The sequence below is a fragment of the Haliscomenobacter sp. genome, from assembly GCF_965225875.1.
In the GTDB taxonomy this organism is placed as follows: Bacteria; Bacteroidota; Bacteroidia; order Chitinophagales; family Saprospiraceae; genus Haliscomenobacter.
This window is the reverse complement of sequence record NZ_CBDDBS010000002.1, coordinates 4170584-4189956: the sequence shown is the minus strand read 5'-3', so window position 1 is coordinate 4189956 and position 19373 is coordinate 4170584. Positions and strand designations below refer to the sequence as shown.

Sequence of the window (19373 nt, the reverse complement as noted above, 5' to 3'; positions counted from 1 at the left end):
TCAATTTTACTGTCATGTCCGAGCGCCAGAAAGAGGAATTCATCAACCCAATCGATAAGGATAAAATTGCCGAAAATCCACATTTGTTGCCTTATGCCCATACCCGGGGTGGGGTAAACATTAAACCTACGGATAAGGGCAAAGTCAAAGGGCGGGCCGTAACTGCCATGTACGAACAAACGGAAATGGACCTCGACCAAATCCGCCAACAAATTGAGCTGCTTGCTTCCCAGGCCAAAGCCATCCAAAACCGCGTCTCTATCTCTGAACGCATCTACCTTGCCGAAATGAATTTTGGGCCCATCATTGGCAAAATCTACCACCTGTACCGCCGCGACAACGGCAAAGACGTCATGTCGATGATTTCACCCAGCGAATGGGGTCGTAAGGCACCTTACCAATTCGTAGCTACGATCAAACTTCTTGCCGACCATACCTGGGATGTACTCGCCACGGGTGAGTTAGAGCTGTAAGGCTTATTTTTCCAGAATTTCTGCCTCTTCCAGGATAAAACTCATTTCCCGGTGGTTGCTGTCATTGAGTTTGAGGATTCCTTTCACTTTGAGGATTTCGTCGGTTTTTAACTTGTGAATCGCTTGTTTAAAATTGATCCTGGCGACGGTTTCTGGCCCCGCACCACCACAGAAGAAACAGCTGGAATTGGGCACCCGCGACAGGATGATGGAACGGGGAGTCTGCAAATCAGTGGGGACAAAATAACCTTTCAAAGTCACTTCTTTTCCTTCCAACAAACGAATGGTCCAATCAAATTGAGGAACCTGGATGTTCATCCCATAATCCGCCTGGTATTTTGAACTGAATTTTACCCGGGCAAAACTATCCCAGGCGGAATTTTGCCCCGCTAATGAATGGCAGGCTACCAATAGAAACACCCAGATAGATAGCTTTAGCAATGCTTGGTTTGGCAACATAAACACTTGGGTTTTATAAAAAAGCGCTCATCTTTACTCAAAGTTGTTCATTAAAATAACCTATGTCAAACAATTTAGGTTTACTTGCTTGGAGCAGTGACCAACTCAGAATCGTCCAAAATAAAATTGAGTTCATCCAGGTTGGAGTCGTTGAGCCGCAATTTGCCCCGGACGGTAATGACCTGATCAGTTTTAAACTTTGGGGCTTTGCCCTTAAAATTGATCATCGCAATGGATTCAGGACCAGCCCCACCACAAAAGAAACATTGGGACATGGGCACTTTGGACATCACAATCCATTTGTCTGAATGTACCTCGGTGGGGATGTAATAACCCCGCAGGCTGAAGTACATGCCTTCCAGGGACTTTATTTTTTCATCAAATTTTGGGGTAAGCACGTAGACTCCCTCATTTTTGAAAAACTTGGTTTCTGATTTCACCTGCGCAAATGCTTGCCAACCTAAACTTTGTGCCTGGGCCGCAAAGGAAAAGGCCCCTAGGCCAAACAATACGATTACAACAATTAAAGCTTTCATGTTAAGGAATTTTATGCAACAATGTTGCAAAAATGGCGATTCGTTTCCATTCATTCAAGAAATGTGTTAATTTTTAAAAAAGTTTTGAAAGATGTACTGGATATTCCAAAAACTTTTCCCAATTTAGCGTCACGAGAAAATCATATCGGTTTTTTCGCCTCCCATAGGTCCCACAATACATATCAGTTTTTTATCCCGTGAGCAATCCATTTGAACCCCTTAATGGAGCGCAATATCATTTAATCACGAACACACAACAAAAAACTGGTCGGTCATGCTAGTACTTATCGTAACCTTTGCCGCTTTTGTCGCTGGGGCCGGTATAATTACCGCTATGAATACTGCACCCAAGGGTGCTCGCCGTTAGAGGTGCAGATCATTGGACCTTTTTCCTGATGATCTACACTTCGCGTCCCCCCGCGATTTTTTACTAGAATCCGCCCTTCATTGTGGCGACATCACTGGTCTAGCCTTTTTCAGTTCTCTTTAGGAAACCCTTTTATTTTTACTTAGGTCCATTCAGGCCAAACGCTAGTCAGCCAGTTAAAGGCGTCCTACTAACAAGAGTAAGTGCTGTACTTCGTCCTTTGTGATGGGGTACAGCCTTTTTTTTTGTGCCCTATATTTATTCTGTTAAAAAATTGTGAAAATCCTCTCCTCGTGGAACCAACTCACCTCCACCACACACCTGCTTTTGAACACTGAATTTATTTTTCACAACTCCTTAAAATCCTTTCCTATGTTCAATCCAACCAGATTTCATTTTGGAAAAATGCTGTTCCTTTTGATTTGTTTGTGTACCAGTGCAGTTTTGAGCGCAGTCAACCCTTGGGTGGCCCGCCACAACCTCAGCGCCGCCCAGTACCAGCAATTTTACAACACCTATACCCAACAAGGCTACCGGCCCAAACAAGTCAGTTGCTACACTGCTGGCAACAGTATCTTTTACGCAGCCCTCTTTGAAAAAGTAGCCGGGCCGGCCTACGTTACCCACCACGGTATGAACGCTGCGGATTACCAGCAAAAATTCACTACGTATACTCAACAAGGTTATCGCCTGACCTGGGTAGATGGCTGCGGCCTCAATGGCGCCGCCTATTATTCCGCAATTTGGGAAAAAAACAATGCCATTCAGATCGCTCGCCACGGCATGAGTGCAGCTCAGTACCAGCAAGAATACAATACCCAGAACCAAAACGGCTACCGCATCAAGCAAGTTGAGGGTTTTGAGGTAGGCAATACCATCCAGTTTGTCGCCTTTTGGGAAAAAACGACTGGCCCTGCGCTGATTGCCCGCCACAACCTGACTGCAGCCCAATACCAACAGGAATTCAATACCAATACCCAAAATGGTTACCGCCCAACCCATGTCAGTGGCTACAACCAGGGTGCTACGGATTATTACGCCTGTATTTTTGAAAAAGTAGGTGGCCCGGCCTGGTCGGCTCGCCATCGGATGGACTCCAAAAACTACCAGGCTGAATTTGACAACCATTTTTACCAGGGTTATTACCCCGTTTTGGTCAATGGTTACAGCGATGGTGCCTCTGCTCGTTTTACGGCCATTTGGGAAAAGACGCCCGAAAGCATCAGCATCGCTGGCATCCAGCACATCGACAAAACCGTTGGTGCCTACATCAACAAGTATGGTTTGCCGGGAGCTGGGGTCGGGATTGTAAAAGACGGCCGTTTAATTTTTGCCAAAGGTTATGGTTTTGCAGACAAAAGCACGGGAGAACTCGCCAGCCCTACCGACCTCTTCCGCGTTGCCAGTGTGTCCAAACCACTGACCGGTGTGGCCATCATGAAATTGGTAGAACAAAACAAACTCAAACTCAGCGATAAGGTATTCGGCAACGGCAGCATCCTGGGCTTTGCCTATGGCCAAACCCTGAGCAATTGGGAGACCCAAATCACCGTACAACACCTGCTGGAACATACCGCAGGAGGCACCAATTGGGACAACAATGGCGACGACGGCGTGGGCGACCCCATGTTTTCCAACCCCACCATGACCCAGGCCCAACTGATCAGCACCATTTTGGCCCAACGTGATCCCAGCCATGTGCCTGGCACCAAATATGCTTATTCCAACTTTGGTTACTGCATCCTCGGCCGCATCATCGAAAAAGTGACGGGTCAGGGGTATGAGGCTTTTGTCAAAAACAATATCCTGGCTCCTTGTGGGGTGAATGACATGCACATTGGTGGCGATACCAAGGCACAAAAACGCCACAATGAAGTGGTGTACCACGACCTAGGTGGTGGCGACCCTTATACTATGAAAGTAACCCGCATGGACGCCCACGGTGGTTGGATTGCTTCGCCAGTAGATTACCTGCGTTTGTTGGTACGGGTGGATGGATTTCCAACCAAACCCGACATCCTTGGTGCGGCTGCCTTCAACACCATGGTGACCAAAAGTGCAGTAAGCAATTATGCCAAAGGTTGGAACGTCAACGGTAACAACTATTTCCACATGGGTAGTTTGCCGGGTACCGGGACCGTGATGGTGAGAGCCGGAAATGGCTTGAGCTGGGTATTCTTCACCAATGGAAAAAGTGATGCCGATGCATTCTTCGGTGATATGGACAAGCTGATGTGGGATGTGGTGAATGGGATACCGGCCTGGCCCGCAAATGATTTATTCTAACTCGGGAATACAGAATCACATTGGTTCATTTAAGGGTTCGGGGGTAATTCCTCCGAACTCTTCCTTGTTTGATTAGTGACCTTGATTTAAAAATTCATCCCTAATCCTGATAAATTCCTGTAAAACCCGTAAACTTGCCCCTGATAACGTTCTTTTCCACATTGCTTCATCAACCGGGATAGGTTTTACTACGTTTGTGGTAAATAAAAAGGGAATCGTGTGCAAATCACGAGCTGTCGCGCAACTGTAAGTAACAAGCAAGGTTTTCATCAAATATGGTCCACTGCCCAAAGGTGGGAAGGACGATGAAAATGTTACAAGTCAGGAGACCTGCCTTTTCCGCTACGAGTTCATTTAAGCGACCACTTAAATGAACTCTAGACGATGCTTTCGCGGTATAAAGCTAAAAGTCACAAGATGTCTTCTAATTCTTCTACAGATTCCAAGTTGTCCCTGCGCTTCGGCGTATTGGCGGGCATGATTGTTTTAGCGGCCTTCAGTCGGATGATTCCGCACATGCTCAATTTTTCACCATTGGGGGCGATCGCTCTATTTGGTGCAGCTCATTTCCAAAAGAAGTGGCAGGCCATTTTGATTCCCATTGCTGCTACCTGGTTGAGCGACTTGTTCATCAACAATGTCATTTATGCGCGGTACTATCCTGAGTTCACCTGGTTTTATTCCGGTTTTTACTGGCAGTATGGTTGCTATGTGCTGATTGCCCTGCTGGGGTTGTTGCTTTTCAAAAAAGTCAGCTGGCAACGGGTTGCAGTTGGTGCACTGGGTTCTTCGGCAATCTTCTTTTTGGTCACCAATTTTAGCTGCTGGATCGGCAGTACCACTTATGCCCAAAACTTTGGCGGTTTAATGACCTGTTACGCTGCTGGGGTTCCTTTTTTGAAGGGCACCATGTTGGGTGACTTGTGCTACGCAGCCGCGCTCTTTGGCACTTTTGCCTGGATGCAACGCCAGATTCCAGCCTTAAAACCTGCACTAAGCGTCGCTAATCATCAGTAATGACCGCTGAATCCACTCGGGCAAAACATGAAGAAAAGTGTTGCCCAAGGTGCCGTACTGCATTCACCTGCAAAGTAGGAGATGTGGCCAATTGCCAGTGCGCAGAGGTGAAGGTTTCTGCCGAAACGCATACCTTTTTGGCTACAACGCAGTACGATTGTTTGTGCAAAAACTGCCTGGCGCACTACGAGCATTTGATCAAGGTTGCTCGGAGCTATCGCTTTCCCACTCAGCGCGAAATGCTGATCGAAGGTTTGCACTACTACAAGGAAAATGGATTTTGGGTATTCACCGAGCTGTACCATCTACTGCGCGGCCGCTGCTGCGGCAGTGGTTGTCGGCATTGTGTGTATGGGTTTAAAAAGGAAGTCTTGGATAAGCTCTAAACCTCAATAGCTGAGCTTCACAATGACCGGAGCTTGACCCTCTTGGATGGTCACCACCCACAAATCCCCATACCCATCATTAGGCTGGTAATTTTTGGTACCCGACAGTTGATTCAACAGGTCGGGAACGGTATTGGAATGCCCTACCACCAGGACCTTTTTGCCAGATTTGCGCAGTTGTTCGCCAAAATTGGCATCTCTGGGCTCATATACCACCGGGCTTAATTTCATGGCATTCGCCAGCGGCTCAGCCGTTTGCATGGTTCGTTTGTAGTTGGTGGAGTACACCGCTTCAATCCCGGTATTTTTGAGGATTTCCGCCAAGTGCGCGGCGCGTTTTTTGCCTTCTTCGGCCAAGTTGGGATTGTCGGTGCTTTCCATCGCTTTTTCGCAGTGGCGAACGATGAAAATCACGGAAGGACTCGTTTGGGCTTGTCCGATGGACAGCGCCAGGAAAAACAGGAAGGAGAGAATGGATGCTTTCATGGTACAAAAATAAAAAAATGGTTCAATTCTACACTTGATGATAAATATCATTGGGGTACTTCATTGTTCGGCCTACTTTTGATTTAGTTTAAATAAAAACAAACAATGGATATTCACAAAGCAGACATCCGTACCGAGCAAGATGTTGAATTAATGGTAGACTCCTTCTATGCCAAGGTCAATCAAGACCCCCTGTTATCTTATGTGTTCAATGATTTTGCTGAAGTAGAGTGGCAAAGCCATTTGCCCAAAATGTATCAGTTTTGGAGCACCCTGATTTTTGGCGTACAAAGTTACAAAGGCAATCCTTTTGCCGCTCATGTCCCTCTGCCTGTGGATAAAACCCATTTTGAAAGATGGCTCAGTTTATTTGAGGAGAATATGGACGAATTGTTTGCTGGGGAAGTAGCAGAACATACCAAATTGAGGGCAAAGTCGATTGCGTATGTGTTTTCGAGTAAATTGGCACAGATTAAAAATCACGAACTAAAAATCAATTAACTCTTTGAATTATAATATTGCGTTTGCTAGGGTTTTGGCATTGGAGAGCTATTTTGCAACAACCTGGAGCTCAACTAAAACCACAAACCGACAGCAATGGAAACTGCCAATTTGAAATCTTTCGCTTTTGTCACCCTGCTTAGTCTGGCCAATTTAGCCTTTGGACAAAAGCCACTTAGCCTGGTTTTTAACGCCAAAAACTTCAGCCACCAAGAACTGACCCTCAACGGCAAAACCATCAAAGTAAGGGCTTACGAAAACATCATCTACGTACAGAATCCCGTTGATACGGCTTATCAAAAGTTAAACATCTACGTTCCCGAAGCCTACTACCAGGGGCTAAGCATCAATGGCTATACCGCAGCAACAGCCCCGATTTTTTTCCCAAACAATGTAGGTGGCTACATGCCCGCCCAACCTGCCAAGGCCAGAGGGAATGCACCGAGCGGGGCAATGCCAGCGCCTCCGGGGGGAGCTCCCGGGCAGACGCCAGCGGTACCAGCCAGACCAACTCGGCCCAATACCGTTTTGGAAGCCTTAGCGCATGGCTACGTGGTAGCTTCGGCTGGCGCAAGAGGCCGTAGCTTGAAAGACGCCATTGGCAAATTTACCGGAAAAGCTCCCGCTGGAATCGTCGACTTAAAAGCTGCCGTGCGTTACCTCGTGTTCAACGATAAAAAAATGCCCGGAGATGCACGCAAAATCATCTCTAATGGCACCAGTGCAGGAGGGGCTATGTCGACCCTGCTGGGCGCAACGGGAAATCACCCTGACTACGAACCCTACCTCAAAGCCCTTGGCGCAGCAAAGGCTACTGATCATATTTTTGCTGTTTCGGCTTACTGCCCAATCATCAATTTGGACAACTCGGATGCAGCCTACGAATGGCAGTTTGAAGGCATCCACACCTACAAAAGAGGTGGGCCAATGCAAAACAATCCCCCTGCTGCTGCCCTGAGCGCTGAGCAAATTGCGGTTTCACAACAATTGAAAGTGTTGTTTCCAGCTTATCTCAACGGTTTGAAATTGAAGGACAAAAGTGGCGCACTGCTTTCCCTGGACAAGGATGGTAATGGTAATTTTAAGGAATGGATAAAATCCTATTTGATCGCATCGGCCAAAAAGGAACTGGACAAGGGAACTGACTTATCCTCCTTTGCTTTTTTGAGCATCAGCAATGGCAAAGTCAATGCCCTGGACTACAATGCCTACATCAAATACATTGAGCGCATGAAAACCCCTCCGGCCTTTGACGCCTTGGACATGACCTCTCCTGAGAATAACCTGTTTGGAACGGCAACAATACCCAACCTGCATTTCACCTCCTTTGCTCAGGAACAGAGCAAAGCAGCAAGTCCACTGGCAGATCCACTCCTGGTAAAAATGATGAACCCCATGCACTACATCGGCACTCCTCAAAGCGCTACTTCCAAACATTGGCGCATCCGGCACGGTGCCAAAGACAAAGACACCAGTTTTGCCATTCCAGTGATGCTGGCAACCCTGCTTGAAAACAAAGGGTATGACGTGAGCCTGGAATTGCCTTGGGAAAAACCGCATAGCGGCGATTACGACTTGAACGAATTGTTCGCGTGGATAGATGGGATTTGTAAAAAGGGGGGTAAATGAATTACTGCCCAGCTTGATAGTGCGGAAGATTAAATTTGAGTAAGCGACTCTATAAACGCCCTTATTCTCCTGCCTTTCAAAGATTACCGCATCACATCCGCCATTTTCCGCTGAATAAAATCCACTGCTCTTTGGGGATTTAAGCGATAAAACAGGTCCATGAAGCTGGCATCTTTCCCCACCATAACCCGGAATTGATCCCTTTCCATCGCTTTGATGATGAGTTCAGCGGCTTTAGCGGCGGGCAGAGCACGATTGGCCTGAGCAGAAGAGATACTGGGTTTACCCAAGCCAGAGTTTTCGACAATATTGGTCGCAATGGCTCCCGGATGCACTACAGTTACCCTTACAGGCGTGGCTTTTAATTCAGCATAAAGCCCCTCCGTGAACAATTTCACCGCTGCCTTGGCTGCTCCGTATACCGTTTGCCCTGGAAAAGGGATAAATCCGCCCATACTCGATACGTTCACGATATGCGCCGCGGGGCGCTCCAAAAGCAGAGGTAAAAAAGCTTTGGTCAGATAGACTGTCCCATAAAAATTGACATTGATGACCCGCTGGATGTCCTCTATGTTTAAGTCATTGATGGGAATGAATTTTTGGATGATGCCCGCATTGTTGATCAGGCCATCAACAGTGCCAAAGTGTTGAATGACTTCGGCGGGAAGTGCATCTACTTTTTGTTTGTCCGAAATGTCCAAAACAAAAGCCTTAAACTGATCATCACCCACTCCTGCCAAGGCTTGGGTTTGGGCTAAGGCATCAGAATGGATGTCAATACCAGCTACTCTCGCACCTTTCCGCAGCAGTTGTATGGCCAATTCCTGGCCAATACCACTCCCGGCACCGGTAAGAACTATGACTTTATCTTTTGCTTGCATGACTTTGGTTTTATTGGTGGGTTATTTTACAACTACCCGTACCCGATCCAGATTTTGGATTCGAGCAAAGGCAGTTTCAGCTGAGCCTTCACGTTGGACAGCAATACGTAATGTAGGGAAATAAGTGCCCGGTTTTAGGAAGGTATATCTGGTTTTTAGATGAAGTTTGTCATTTTTTATTTTACTGGAAACGGGGAAAGTACCCCCACCTTCAAAATCCCAGTCAGCCGAAACCAGCTTGCCAGAGTTTGGAGCTAGTTCCACATTGGCAGTAAAGGTGACTTTTTGCCCTACTGCCACATCCGCGCGTTTTTTGCCATTGACCTGAAGTTGAACTACGGGTTGAATGCCTTTTCGGTCCTGTGCTTTTGCCGGTACAATCACCTGACCATCCTCAATTTTGTATTGGGTGGAAGCGGGTGGAAGACCCCCTTTTTCTACCCAGGCGCTCAAATCGCGAAGTGCTTGTTGCAAGACACCCAAATAACTAACCGTACGGGTGGGATCTTCTTGTTTTGACAGATCACCGTGTAGGGCCCGGTCGGTATACCACAACCGGAACACATCATCAGTTTTATCTCCGAGATTGGCTTTTACGGTTTCACGATAAAAGTCGCCCTGCCAGGCAAACGCTTCCCTGTCCCACAAAGAGCAGAGCAGGATCATTTTACCCTTGAATTTACCCGTAGGCAAAACCCCGGCGGCTCCTCTGGTAAATAGAGGCCCCAACAGCATTGGCCGTTGTGGGTAAAGTGGATTGCCAGCGGCATCCCGAAACTGATCCCAAACCTGATATTCTTTTCCAGGTACCTGGTGCCGATGGTAAGTTTGTACGGCTAAAAAATTAGAATTGTCCACAAACACTTCATCACCAACTTTGATTTGAGCTAAAACCGTAGGATCAACCGGGCCAAAAACGACTTTATCACCAAACACACTAGCCAGTTGAATGCTTTTACCTGCAGCAGCACCAGATTTAATGATGAGGTCTCCTCCTAAAAAATGAACAGCGGGTAACACATCTTCAAGTTGGAAAGCCACCGGCATCGCACCTGCTGTGCCACCGATACTTTTCCAGGCCAGGTCAGCTGAGCCCCGCTCGCCCTCCGATATAGGTTCTTTTATACCCAGTTTCACGGCTTCATCAATGGGTATGGCCAATTTAATTTTGCTGGTTTTTTGCAGGCGAGCATTCAAAAGTGACGCGGTGGGGTTTGCCCCTAGATAACCTTTGACGGTCCAGAAATCATCAAAATATTTGCGGTCAGCCATTTTCATTCCCTGATACAGGGCTATGAATCCGTGAATCCCCATCGTTTTGTACCCAAACCAGGATTGTGGGGGAAAACCCATTCTGGTAACTTCTGCCAAGGCTTGTTTTTCCTCTTCGTTTAAACCCATATACATATCGCCACTGCCCCCGGCATCCATTGCGTCAATGATTTGTGGCAACTTATCATTCAAAATCCGCATGGCGTGCATACGCACCGAGAATACGTTGGGAATGGCCATGGGTGAACCCAATACATAAGGAACAGCCCCATCCCATACTCCTTCTGTGTTTTCAATGCCTCCGATGGTTCGGTAAGCTCCGCCGCTGCCTCCAAAGCAATATCCATAGGTCCGATGAGACCCGTACATCTGCACAGCAACTGTACGGGAAAAGTGCGCACTCGCCGCATTGGCACGATAGGCACCAATCAAAGGGTCTGAAGGAATACCTGGTCGGCCAAAATCTACCCTGCCGCCACCATTTGTTTCGATAAAATAAGCCCCGCTACTGATCGAAAAGCCAATTTTATCCTCTTCCCCCTTTGCGCCTTGTGATAGGTTTTCATCATCTGGGAAGGGGGTGACGTACTGAAAAAAGCGGCCCTGGTACTGTTCTTTAGCTGGGAAATAAAACGAAAAACGGGTGCCAGTCCCAGCAAAACCACCATGAACATAACGATGCCGCACTGGCGTATCCCGCCATTCATCCAGGTCAATGTAAGGTTTATTGAACATAGAATCCTGTGCAGGGTTGTAGGGAGTCTGACTCGCTAAGCCAAAGCAAACTCCAAGTAAAAACCCGCTAAGTAAGGATGCGAACAAACCTTGTTTAAAGCATTTTTTCATGATGATATTGATAGCTGAGTTGATAAGGGGCAATAAAAAATAAATGTTCATTTTGCCCCACTACTAATGAATGGAACAAAGGTAAGAGAAAATTTTTCTATTGTATAAAAAAAATACATTAATCCCGCTTCATAGTTTATCTTTGCAAAAAATCCTGCACCACCCTTAATATCGCACTTAAAATGAACAACTTGCGCACACTTTTCTTTTTGGCCATTTTGAGTCTTTATCATCTAAATGCCAATAGCCAATCGAGCAATGACATCTCGAGCATTGCCCTTTTTCCACAACAAAACGAGATCAGAAACACCATCAATCTATCCGGTATTTGGCGTTTTAAAAAGGACTCTCTCGAAGTAGGGGAAAAAGAAAACTGGCAAAACGGCCTTACTAATTATCGCTCCATCGCAGTACCCGGTAGCTGGAACGAGCAGTTTACGGATAGTCGCGACTACCTGGGGATGGTGTGGTATGAAAAAGAAACTTACGCGCCGAGTACTTGGCGAGGGCAACGCATTTTTATCCGGGTGGGTTCGGCTACTTATGCCGCAAAAGTGTGGATAAACGGCCAATTGGTGGGCAAACACGAGGGTGGTAACCTGCCCTTTGCCTTTGAAATAGGCTCCTATCTCAAGTGGGACTCCAGCAACCGCATCAGCATTCAAGTGGAAAATCTGCTCAAGCCAACTCGTGTGCCTACTGGCGAAGTAAAAGGAGGGCCTTTCACCAATTTTCCCAAGTCTAACTACGACTTTTTTCCATATGCTGGCTTGCATCGCGATGTCTGGCTGTACAGTTTGCCTAGTATTGCCTCTATCAAAGACATTACGGTTAAAACGGGTTTTACCAATACCACAGGGAATGTTGAAGTAAAAATTGAAGCAGAGGGCAAGGCCAGTAAAGGTACTGTGATCCTATTCGGCAATGGCAAACGGTTTGAAGTTCCTTTTTCCTTGACGAATAATCAAGCGACGGTAAATGTTTCGATCCCGGAAGTTCGGCTATGGTCACCCGAAGATCCTCATTTGTATACCCTGGATGTCAGCATCAGCGATGCTAAAACTACCCTTGACCACTACAGCCTCGAAACAGGAGTACGCACCATCAGCAAAAACAACAAACAAGTATTGCTCAACGGTAAACCCATTTTCCTGAAAGGTTTTGGTAAACATGAAGATTTTCCCATCATTGGCAGAGGCAGTTCAAACCCGGTGATGATCAAAGATTTTGCCCTGATGAAATGGACCGGTGCCAATTCATTTCGCACCTCCCACTACCCTTATGATGAGGAGTTTATGCGGATGGCCGATCGGGAAGGTTTTTTGATCATTGATGAAATCCCGGCGGTTGGCTTGTACTTCCATGGCGATACCACCGAACTCGCCCAGCGCCAAGTCATCTGTAAGCAATACCTCAACGAACTGATTACCCGGGATAAAAACCACCCCTCCGTCATCATGTGGTGCATTGCTAATGAGCCTTTCCCCAAGGATTTGAGTGTAAGCGGCGGTGGCGGTGATCGCTCAGCCAGCCCTAAAAGTATTGAATTGTTTAAGGAATTATTTGCGCTGGTCAAAGCGAAAGACAATACCCGTTTGGCCACTTTGGTTGGTGTAATGGGCGGCCCCAAAGAATGGGTTGGTCTGGGCGACGTCATGTGTGTAAACCGCTACTATGGATGGTATACGCACACTGGCGAATTGGCCGCAGCGACCAAACTACTGCACCTGGAGCTGGATGGCTTGCACAAAGCCTACAACAAGCCCATCATCATCACCGAGTTTGGTGCAGATACTTACCCTGGTATGCACACCGAGCAATCTGAAATGTTCACAGAAGAATTTCAGGTTGAATTTCTAAAAGCTTACCTCGATTTTGCCGATCAAAAAGACTACATTGCGGGGATGCACGTCTGGGCGTTTTCGGATTTTAAAACCGGGCAAGGCATCATCCGTTTTGGTGGCGTCAACTACAAAGGAGTTTTTACCCGCGACCGAAAACCCAAAACAGCAGCATATTACTTGAGGAGTCGTTGGAACAAATAACAACATGATCAACCCAAGCAAACAAGACCTAATTCCACAAATCACCATTGATTGTGTCATCTTTGGATATGAAAGTCGGCAGTTAAAAGTGTTGATTCCAAAACTGGATTTTAATGGAGATTTTTGGGCTTTGCCTAGTGGGTTTGTGCAGCAAAATGACGACATTGATATAGCCGCTCAGAAAATCCTGCAGTTTCGCACGGGTATCGAAAACCTTTACCTGGAGCAATTTAGGGTTTTTGGGAAAGTAGCCCGCAACCATGCTGCTTTTTTGGACAGATTGATCGAGCTCAATTCAGATCGGCTATCCCCTGTTGAATCGAGTAAGGAAGATTATGACTGGTTTACCAAAAGATTTATCGCCATTGGTTATTATGCATTGGTGGACATCGGCAAAGTACAGCCACAGAAGAGCAGCATCGACCAAACCATTGAGTGGCACCCGGTCGAGGAATTACCCACGATGATTTTGGATCATCAGGAGATTGTGGAGCTTGCTTTAAAAACGCTAAGGCGTGACCTGGATGAAAAGTTGAATGCCTTTAATTTGCTGCCAGATACCTTTACCATGAAAGAGGTGCAGGAGGTTTACGAAACCATTTCCGCCAGGCCATTCTTGCGGACTAATTTTCAGAAAAAAATCCTCGACCTTGATGTGCTGGAGCGGCTTGAAAAAAAATTCACTGGGGCTGCCAATAAAGCACCGTATTTATACCGGTTTAAGTACAGGTAGGTACAATACGATTTTAAGACAAAGTTTCGACCAGAGCCTGATTGGATTTTGGCGCTTTCTCCACCTTTTTCCACCGCCGTCCATACCAAATGTAAAACCCCGTAACTGGCAGTGTAGCAATCACCAAACTGATACAAAAAGCCAATATCTTTCCTGCCAGTCCACCAATTGCCCCCACATGGATGTCATAATTCATGCGCAACAGTTTATCGGCCAGGCCCGCATCTTTAAGCCGTCCGTAAATGTGCTCCACGGGCATTTCCTGCAAGGAATATTGATCGAAGTAGCGATAATCGGTTTTCCAATAAGTTCCTTCCTGGAAATTGGCGTTGGCCGCGATGGAAGAAGAATCCGTCTCAGGTGGGTGCACCTCAATACTTTTGGCACTGGGGTATTCCGCCCGCATTTTTAACCAAACTTTGTCCAATGGCGACTGCACATTGCTGAGGATCGCTGGATTTTTTACGGAAATTGGATCTACGTAAAGCAGGGATTTTTTGCCTCCCATTGCCGTGTAATAACCTTGCGCAAACCAGGTAAATCCCCATACCAGGCCCGTCACCGCAAAAACCAGGGCCAACAAACTCACATAAAACCCCGAAACATTGTGCAAGTCATAGTTTTTGCGCTTCCACTGGGTCGTTTTTTTCCAACGGTACCAAAAGCGTTGTTTGATCGCCGCTTTGTTGATCGGAAACCACAAAATCAATCCCGAAATGAGCATGACCAAAAAAATCAGCGTAAAGGAGGCCACCAGGGGTTGCCCAATGCGAGGTGGCAACCACAAGTAAAAATGGCCATCTAGGATAAAGTGAAAAAAGCCCCGTTCCATGTCCTTTACCTTTTGCACCTTGCCATTATAAGGATTGAGGTAAACGATGTAGTAATAAGTGGGCTCGTAATGGTAAAAAATGGCTTCTGCGGCCTTGTTTTTGCCATTGTACTTGACGGCGTGGAGTTGCCGCTCGGGCAACTCCTTTTTGGCAATGGCCGCCAATTGAGAAGGAAGTAGGAAGTTGGTTGCCTGTGGATTGACGCGTCGATAGCGTTCCGTAGCATTTTCAATTTCATCTTTGAAAGCATACAAACAGCCCGTAATGGCCACGATAAACACCACTAACCCGGACGTGAGTCCGAGCCAGAGGTGTACTTTTCCTATGATTTTTTTAAAATTCATGGAACTAGAATTTGTAGTTAAAACTCAAGCGGGCATTGCGATAGGCTTCGGCCTGCCAATAATAAAATTTGCTCCAGGAGTAATAAGCACCAGACAACAGGTCGGCGTTGAAGATGTTGTTGACATTCAAGGCTACCCCAAATTTGTCGAATTGGTAGGATAGGGCACCATCAAAACGGGTGTAATCAGGCATCGTCGGATCCAGTGAGCGATCGTAAGCCCCGTACCAGGCCGTGCGACCTGCTGCGTGCGAAGCCCCCAGAGATATGCCCAAACCTTTCACAGCACCACTTTGCACGCGATAAGTAAACCAGGCATTGGCGATGTGTTTGTCGGTACCGGGCAATTGTTTGTCCACCTGATTGTTTTCGGTGTCTTTGGTCACGCGCCCATCGGTCAAGGCATAGTTCAAGGTGGCTTCCAGACCGGGCAACAACTGGCCGCGTACGTCAAATTCCACACCCTGGGTTTGGGTTTGTCCCAATTGAATAGAGAAATATTGGTGGTCAGGATCGGGAGTCAGTACATTGTTTTTGGTGATGCGGTAAGCCGCTACGGTAGCCGTCCAGCGGCCTTGTAGCCATTCGCGCTTGAGGCCAATTTCCTGATTGTTGCCCGTAATAGGGTCAAATTTTTCGCCAGCAAAGGAGGCGCCAGCCTGAGGCACAAAAGCTTGATCGAACACCGCATAAACACTGGTATTTTTGTTCAAGGAATAGCTCAGACCCATTCTTGGGGTGAATTTTTCAGCCGCCACTTTGCCGGAATAAGGATCTTCGTCGCCTGTGGTTGTGAATCTTCCTGCCAAGGTCAGCCTCAACTTATCCTCCAGCAGGTGAATTTCGTCCTGGATGTATACTGCGGTGTACAGGTTATTGTAGTGAACACCACGCTCCCGAATGCTCAGCGTACGATTGTAGGTTGGATAAGCGCTGGCAGGTACGGTGCCATACACCGGATTGTACACATTGAATCCAGCGGAACCGGTGATGGCACCTCCTTGAGCCCAGTCGTGGTAGTAGTCTTTGTCACCCATGTCCAGGCCGGCCAAGATCCGGTGTTTGATGCTTCCAGTAGCCACATCGCCGTTTACAAAAAACTGGCCGACGCGGGTTTGACCCAAAATGTCCCAGTTGGAAGCGGCGCGTAGCAGGGTGTCTCCTTTGAAACCCGAGGGCCAAAGGCTGTAACCTTCCTGATTAAAATTCAGGTAGGCCAGCTGTCCGGTGAATTTCCAGTTTTTGTTGATGCTGTGTGCAAAAGTCACAATAATCGATTGGTCCTTGATCTCTACTGGCTTCATGTTCGCTTCCAGAGATGTGAAATTGGCGGGCAGGTCACCCAGTGCTTTGGGCGAAAAGATGTAGTTCGAGCCAATTGGTGACATGTTCACCCCCTGGTAAGTGTATTCAGCCGTTAGGGAAGTATTGGGATTGATTTGAAACTTCACTACTGGCGCAATAGATACCCGATTGTTGTATTCAAAACTGCGCTGGGTGCCTTTGAGTTGGCCCATCAAGTTGAGGCGGTATTGGATTTTGCCACTTTTGTCCAACAAACCGTCGAAATCCAAAGTGGTCCGGTAAGTGCCAAAGCTACCCACAGTCATACCTAGTTCCGATTTGCGAATGCCCGTAGGTTTTTTGGTAACCACGTTGTAAAAACCACTGGGTTCGCCGCTGGCCAGCATAAAACCAGCCGGGCCTTTGACAAATTCAATGCGTTCTACCATACTCATGTCTTCGGTGAGTGGGCCCCAGGTTTCCTGTACGTTCATGCCGTTGCGAAAGGCTGCGATCCGTGCACCGCGCATCACAATGCGGGCGTAAGTTTCCCAGTGCTCCGAGCGGGTGGCACCGCTCACGTTGCGGATTACCCCTTCCTGCATGTCAAAAATCTGCTGGTCTTGCAGGGTTTGACGCGTAATGACCTGAATGTTTTGTGGTACCTCAAGCAAGGGCGTTTTTAAGCGCAGGGAGATGGAAGGATAATCGGTGACGTATTTGCTGGGGTTGGCAGTGACCACTACCTCTTTAAGGTCTTCACTGTTGGTAGAAAGGGTAAAATCAAGATTGGTAGTTTGACCAGCTTGCACCTCCACAGTTTGGCTTTCGGTACTCAATCCTACAAAGCTTGCCTGGAGGGTATAAGTACCAGGTTTTATGCCCTCGATGAGGTAGGCACCTGCGGCATCGGCAGTGGCACCTTTGCCCGTACCTTTTAGAATGATGTTGACAAATTCAGCGGCTTGACCATCGCTGGTGCTGACACGGCCTTGGATGTTTCCCGTTTGAGCGGCTATGCTGCAACTCAAACCAACCATTAGAACCAGAATAGGAAAAAAGTTAAAATTGCTCATGATCCAGAAGTTGCGATGAAATTGAAGCGCATGATATTGTGGCTTCAATTTTCATTTATTAAGACTAATTCTAAACAATGACGCAAAAATAAGAATCCGCTTGCTTCTTCCAAGCGAGGCATCTGGTGAGCGAAAACGCAAGTGGCAGAATGCGGAATTCAGGGCTCCAATTGTTAGGTATCGGATCGGAAAGAGTAGCTACCTAAATATTTAGTAATTTTTTATCCTCTTTTAAAAACAGGTCAAGCAAATAACTGATAATCAATGTTTTTTACCTACCAAATCTTATTTCACTCAAATCTTGTCTTGCTTAATACTGAGCCAAACACACCACTACCTAGCAAATATTTGGGTATACACTCCACTACAGAACCTACCTAACATTTACTCACAATTGGTTAGCCTTTAGCGTTTTCAGAATATAAATCTTAAGGTTTAAAAACCCAACCGCGGCAGCGGTTAAATCTAGAATAGCCGCAGTCGTCTGCGGATTATAGCGGATACCCGGCGTTCACAACCACGGTAGTGGTTGAACATAATCCATTGGAAGTTCAACCGCTACCGCGGTTATGATACATTGTTTTGTTCTTTTACCGCAGACGACTGCGGCTATTCAAAATTCAATCGCTCCGCGATTAGATTTTAGCCCGACTTTGGCTTTTCAAAAATTCACCATGACTAATGTTTGAGATACCCTACCTGCCTCACTCCGTATAATTCAAATCCTTATCAAAGGTCTCCTCCAAATTCCCCAAGCCCCAGAAGGCCACTACAATCGCAATCACTCCGCCCACCATGGCGGCATTGGCCGCTCCAATACTCGGGCTCAACCAACCAAATAGGGTAGCTTGCGGAATAACCGTAGCCCGAATCAAATTCAAGGCCGAAGTGGTCACCGTAGCGCGAATGTTGGTGCCAAATTGCTCGGCGGCCAGGGTGAGCAAAACAATCGTATAACCCGCACTAAAGCCAACAAAAAGAAAAATGCTGTAGTACAAGGTCAAGGAATAACGTCCAAACAGAAAAAAAGCGACCATGCCCAATCCGTACATGCTGAGATAAGCACGGATTGCCTTTTTGCGGCTCTTTAAATACTGGCTGACAAAACCACCAGTTAAATCCCCAAAAGTAAAACCGATAAAAAAGAAGGTAAACACCACCGACACCGAAGGCAATGGATCCATCCCCCAGGCTTTGCCTATCTCCGGTGTAAAAGTCATCACCACCCCATTCATAAACCAACAGGGGAAGCCCATGATACAAATGCTGATGTATTTTCGGATGTAGTCGCGGTTTTTGAACAAGAGCCGCAAGTCGCCCTTGAGCGTCGTTTTTTCTTTCATCTGGTTAAATAGGCCCGATTCAAGCACGCCTAGACGCAGAATCAGCAGCACAAAACCCATCGCGCCGCCCAATTGGTAGGTGAATTGCCAGGAGTACCTCCCGCCCACATACGCCCCTACTATCGCTCCCAACATGCCACAACCCGCGATGATCGCCGGGCCAATGCCCCGGTATTTTTGTGGCATTTGTTCGGTAACCAGGGTAATCGCAGCTCCCAATTCTCCAGCCAAACCCAGGCCAGCCAAAAAACGCAACAACAGATAGGTTTCAAAACTGCCCGCATAAGCATTCGCAAAAGTGGCCGTGGAGTACAGGATGATCGAGCCAAACAATACCGAAAGCCGCCCGAATTTATCCCCAATGATGCCCCACACAAAGCCACCAATCAGCATGCCCACCATTTGGATGTTGATCAGGGAAACCCCTTTGGAAAGCAATTCCCCTTCGGGTACACCCATCGCCAAGAGGCTTTTGGCACGCACGATGCTCAAAATGATGATGTCGTATAAATCCACAAAAAAGCCCAAAGCCGAAGCAATGATGGCCAGCCAGATATGTCTTTTCATCTTTTATGAT

Annotated in this window: 16 protein-coding genes and 1 riboswitch; of the genes, 8 read left to right on the top strand and 8 right to left on the bottom strand. The window is 47.1% G+C overall.

Annotated elements, in window-relative coordinates:
- The first annotated feature begins 14 nt into the window (after window positions 1–14).
- The gene (locus ACO08K_RS19090) at window positions 15–473 is read left to right on the top strand and encodes a DUF2452 domain-containing protein (RefSeq protein WP_421798014.1); all 459 of its coding nucleotides are present in this window, start codon (window positions 15–17) and stop codon (window positions 471–473) included.
- Between the two features lie 3 nt (window positions 474–476).
- On the opposite strand, the gene ACO08K_RS19085 is transcribed toward ACO08K_RS19090, so the two are convergent.
- A complete protein-coding gene (locus ACO08K_RS19085) occupies window positions 477–932 on the bottom strand; it encodes a hypothetical protein (RefSeq protein ID WP_421798013.1) in 456 nt (151 codons plus the stop codon).
- Between the two features lie 80 nt (window positions 933–1012).
- The gene (locus tag ACO08K_RS19080) at window positions 1013–1468 is read right to left on the bottom strand and encodes a hypothetical protein (RefSeq protein ID WP_421798011.1); all 456 of its coding nucleotides are present in this window, start codon (window positions 1466–1468) and stop codon (window positions 1013–1015) included.
- Between the two features lie 739 nt (window positions 1469–2207).
- Between ACO08K_RS19080 and ACO08K_RS19075 the strand changes: the two genes are divergently transcribed.
- The 3 genes from ACO08K_RS19075 to ACO08K_RS19065 all read left to right on the top strand — a co-directional run bounded on the left by ACO08K_RS19075 (window position 2208) and on the right by ACO08K_RS19065 (window position 5524).
- Window positions 2208–4121: a serine hydrolase gene (locus ACO08K_RS19075; RefSeq protein WP_421798010.1), complete on the top strand. Its 1914-nt coding sequence runs from the start codon at window positions 2208–2210 to the stop codon at window positions 4119–4121.
- Between the two features lie 163 nt (window positions 4122–4284).
- Window positions 4285–4473, top strand: a riboswitch (cobalamin riboswitch).
- A 65-nt stretch (window positions 4474–4538) separates the two neighbouring features.
- Window positions 4539–5138 carry a DUF6580 family putative transport protein gene (locus ACO08K_RS19070; RefSeq protein ID WP_421798009.1) on the top strand — a complete coding sequence of 200 codons (600 nt, stop codon included), beginning with the start codon at window positions 4539–4541 and terminating at the stop codon, window positions 5136–5138.
- A complete protein-coding gene (locus ACO08K_RS19065; protein ID WP_421798008.1) occupies window positions 5138–5524 on the top strand; it encodes a cysteine-rich CWC family protein in 387 nt (128 codons plus the stop codon). Before ACO08K_RS19070 ends, ACO08K_RS19065 begins: the two co-directional genes overlap by 1 nt.
- 3 nt (window positions 5525–5527) lie before the next feature.
- Here ACO08K_RS19065 and ACO08K_RS19060 read toward each other — a convergent pair whose 3' ends face one another.
- A complete protein-coding gene (locus ACO08K_RS19060; RefSeq protein ID WP_421798007.1) occupies window positions 5528–6010 on the bottom strand; it encodes a SixA phosphatase family protein in 483 nt (160 codons plus the stop codon).
- A 105-nt stretch (window positions 6011–6115) separates the two neighbouring features.
- On the opposite strand from ACO08K_RS19060, the gene ACO08K_RS19055 reads away from it, so the two are divergent.
- Window positions 6116–6511, top strand: a complete 396-nt coding sequence (locus ACO08K_RS19055; protein ID WP_421798006.1) for a group III truncated hemoglobin — start codon at window positions 6116–6118, stop codon at window positions 6509–6511.
- Window positions 6512–6607: 96 nt separating this feature from the next.
- Window positions 6608–8140, top strand: a complete 1533-nt coding sequence (locus ACO08K_RS19050; protein WP_421798004.1) for a subtype B tannase — start codon at window positions 6608–6610, stop codon at window positions 8138–8140.
- Between the two features lie 83 nt (window positions 8141–8223).
- Here the strand turns inward: ACO08K_RS19050 and ACO08K_RS19045 are convergent, their stop codons facing one another.
- On the bottom strand, window positions 8224–9021 hold the full coding sequence (locus tag ACO08K_RS19045) for an SDR family NAD(P)-dependent oxidoreductase (RefSeq protein ID WP_421798003.1): 798 nt from the start codon (window positions 9019–9021) through the stop codon (window positions 8224–8226).
- A 21-nt stretch (window positions 9022–9042) separates the two neighbouring features.
- Complete coding sequence (locus tag ACO08K_RS19040) at window positions 9043–11028, bottom strand: PKD domain-containing protein (RefSeq protein ID WP_421798002.1); 1986 nt, start codon at window positions 11026–11028, stop codon at window positions 9043–9045.
- Window positions 11029–11321: 293 nt separating this feature from the next.
- On the opposite strand from ACO08K_RS19040, the gene uidA reads away from it, so the two are divergent.
- Window positions 11322–13184 (top strand): beta-glucuronidase, encoded by a 1863-nt coding sequence (gene uidA / locus ACO08K_RS19035; RefSeq protein ID WP_421798001.1) that lies wholly within the window; start codon window positions 11322–11324, stop codon window positions 13182–13184.
- A 4-nt stretch (window positions 13185–13188) separates the two neighbouring features.
- On the top strand, window positions 13189–13917 hold the full coding sequence (locus tag ACO08K_RS19030) for an NUDIX hydrolase (RefSeq protein WP_421798000.1): 729 nt from the start codon (window positions 13189–13191) through the stop codon (window positions 13915–13917).
- Between the two features lie 13 nt (window positions 13918–13930).
- Here the strand turns inward: ACO08K_RS19030 and ACO08K_RS19025 are convergent, their stop codons facing one another.
- The 3 genes from ACO08K_RS19025 to ACO08K_RS19015 form a co-directional block, all read right to left on the bottom strand.
- A complete protein-coding gene (locus tag ACO08K_RS19025; RefSeq protein WP_421797998.1) occupies window positions 13931–15094 on the bottom strand; it encodes a PepSY-associated TM helix domain-containing protein in 1164 nt (387 codons plus the stop codon).
- A 4-nt stretch (window positions 15095–15098) separates the two neighbouring features.
- Window positions 15099–17453 (bottom strand): TonB-dependent siderophore receptor, encoded by a 2355-nt coding sequence (locus ACO08K_RS19020; RefSeq protein ID WP_421797997.1) that lies wholly within the window; start codon window positions 17451–17453, stop codon window positions 15099–15101.
- Window positions 17454–18157: 704 nt separating this feature from the next.
- Complete coding sequence (locus tag ACO08K_RS19015; RefSeq protein WP_421797996.1) at window positions 18158–19363, bottom strand: MFS transporter; 1206 nt, start codon at window positions 19361–19363, stop codon at window positions 18158–18160.
- Window positions 19364–19373 lie beyond the last annotated feature (10 nt).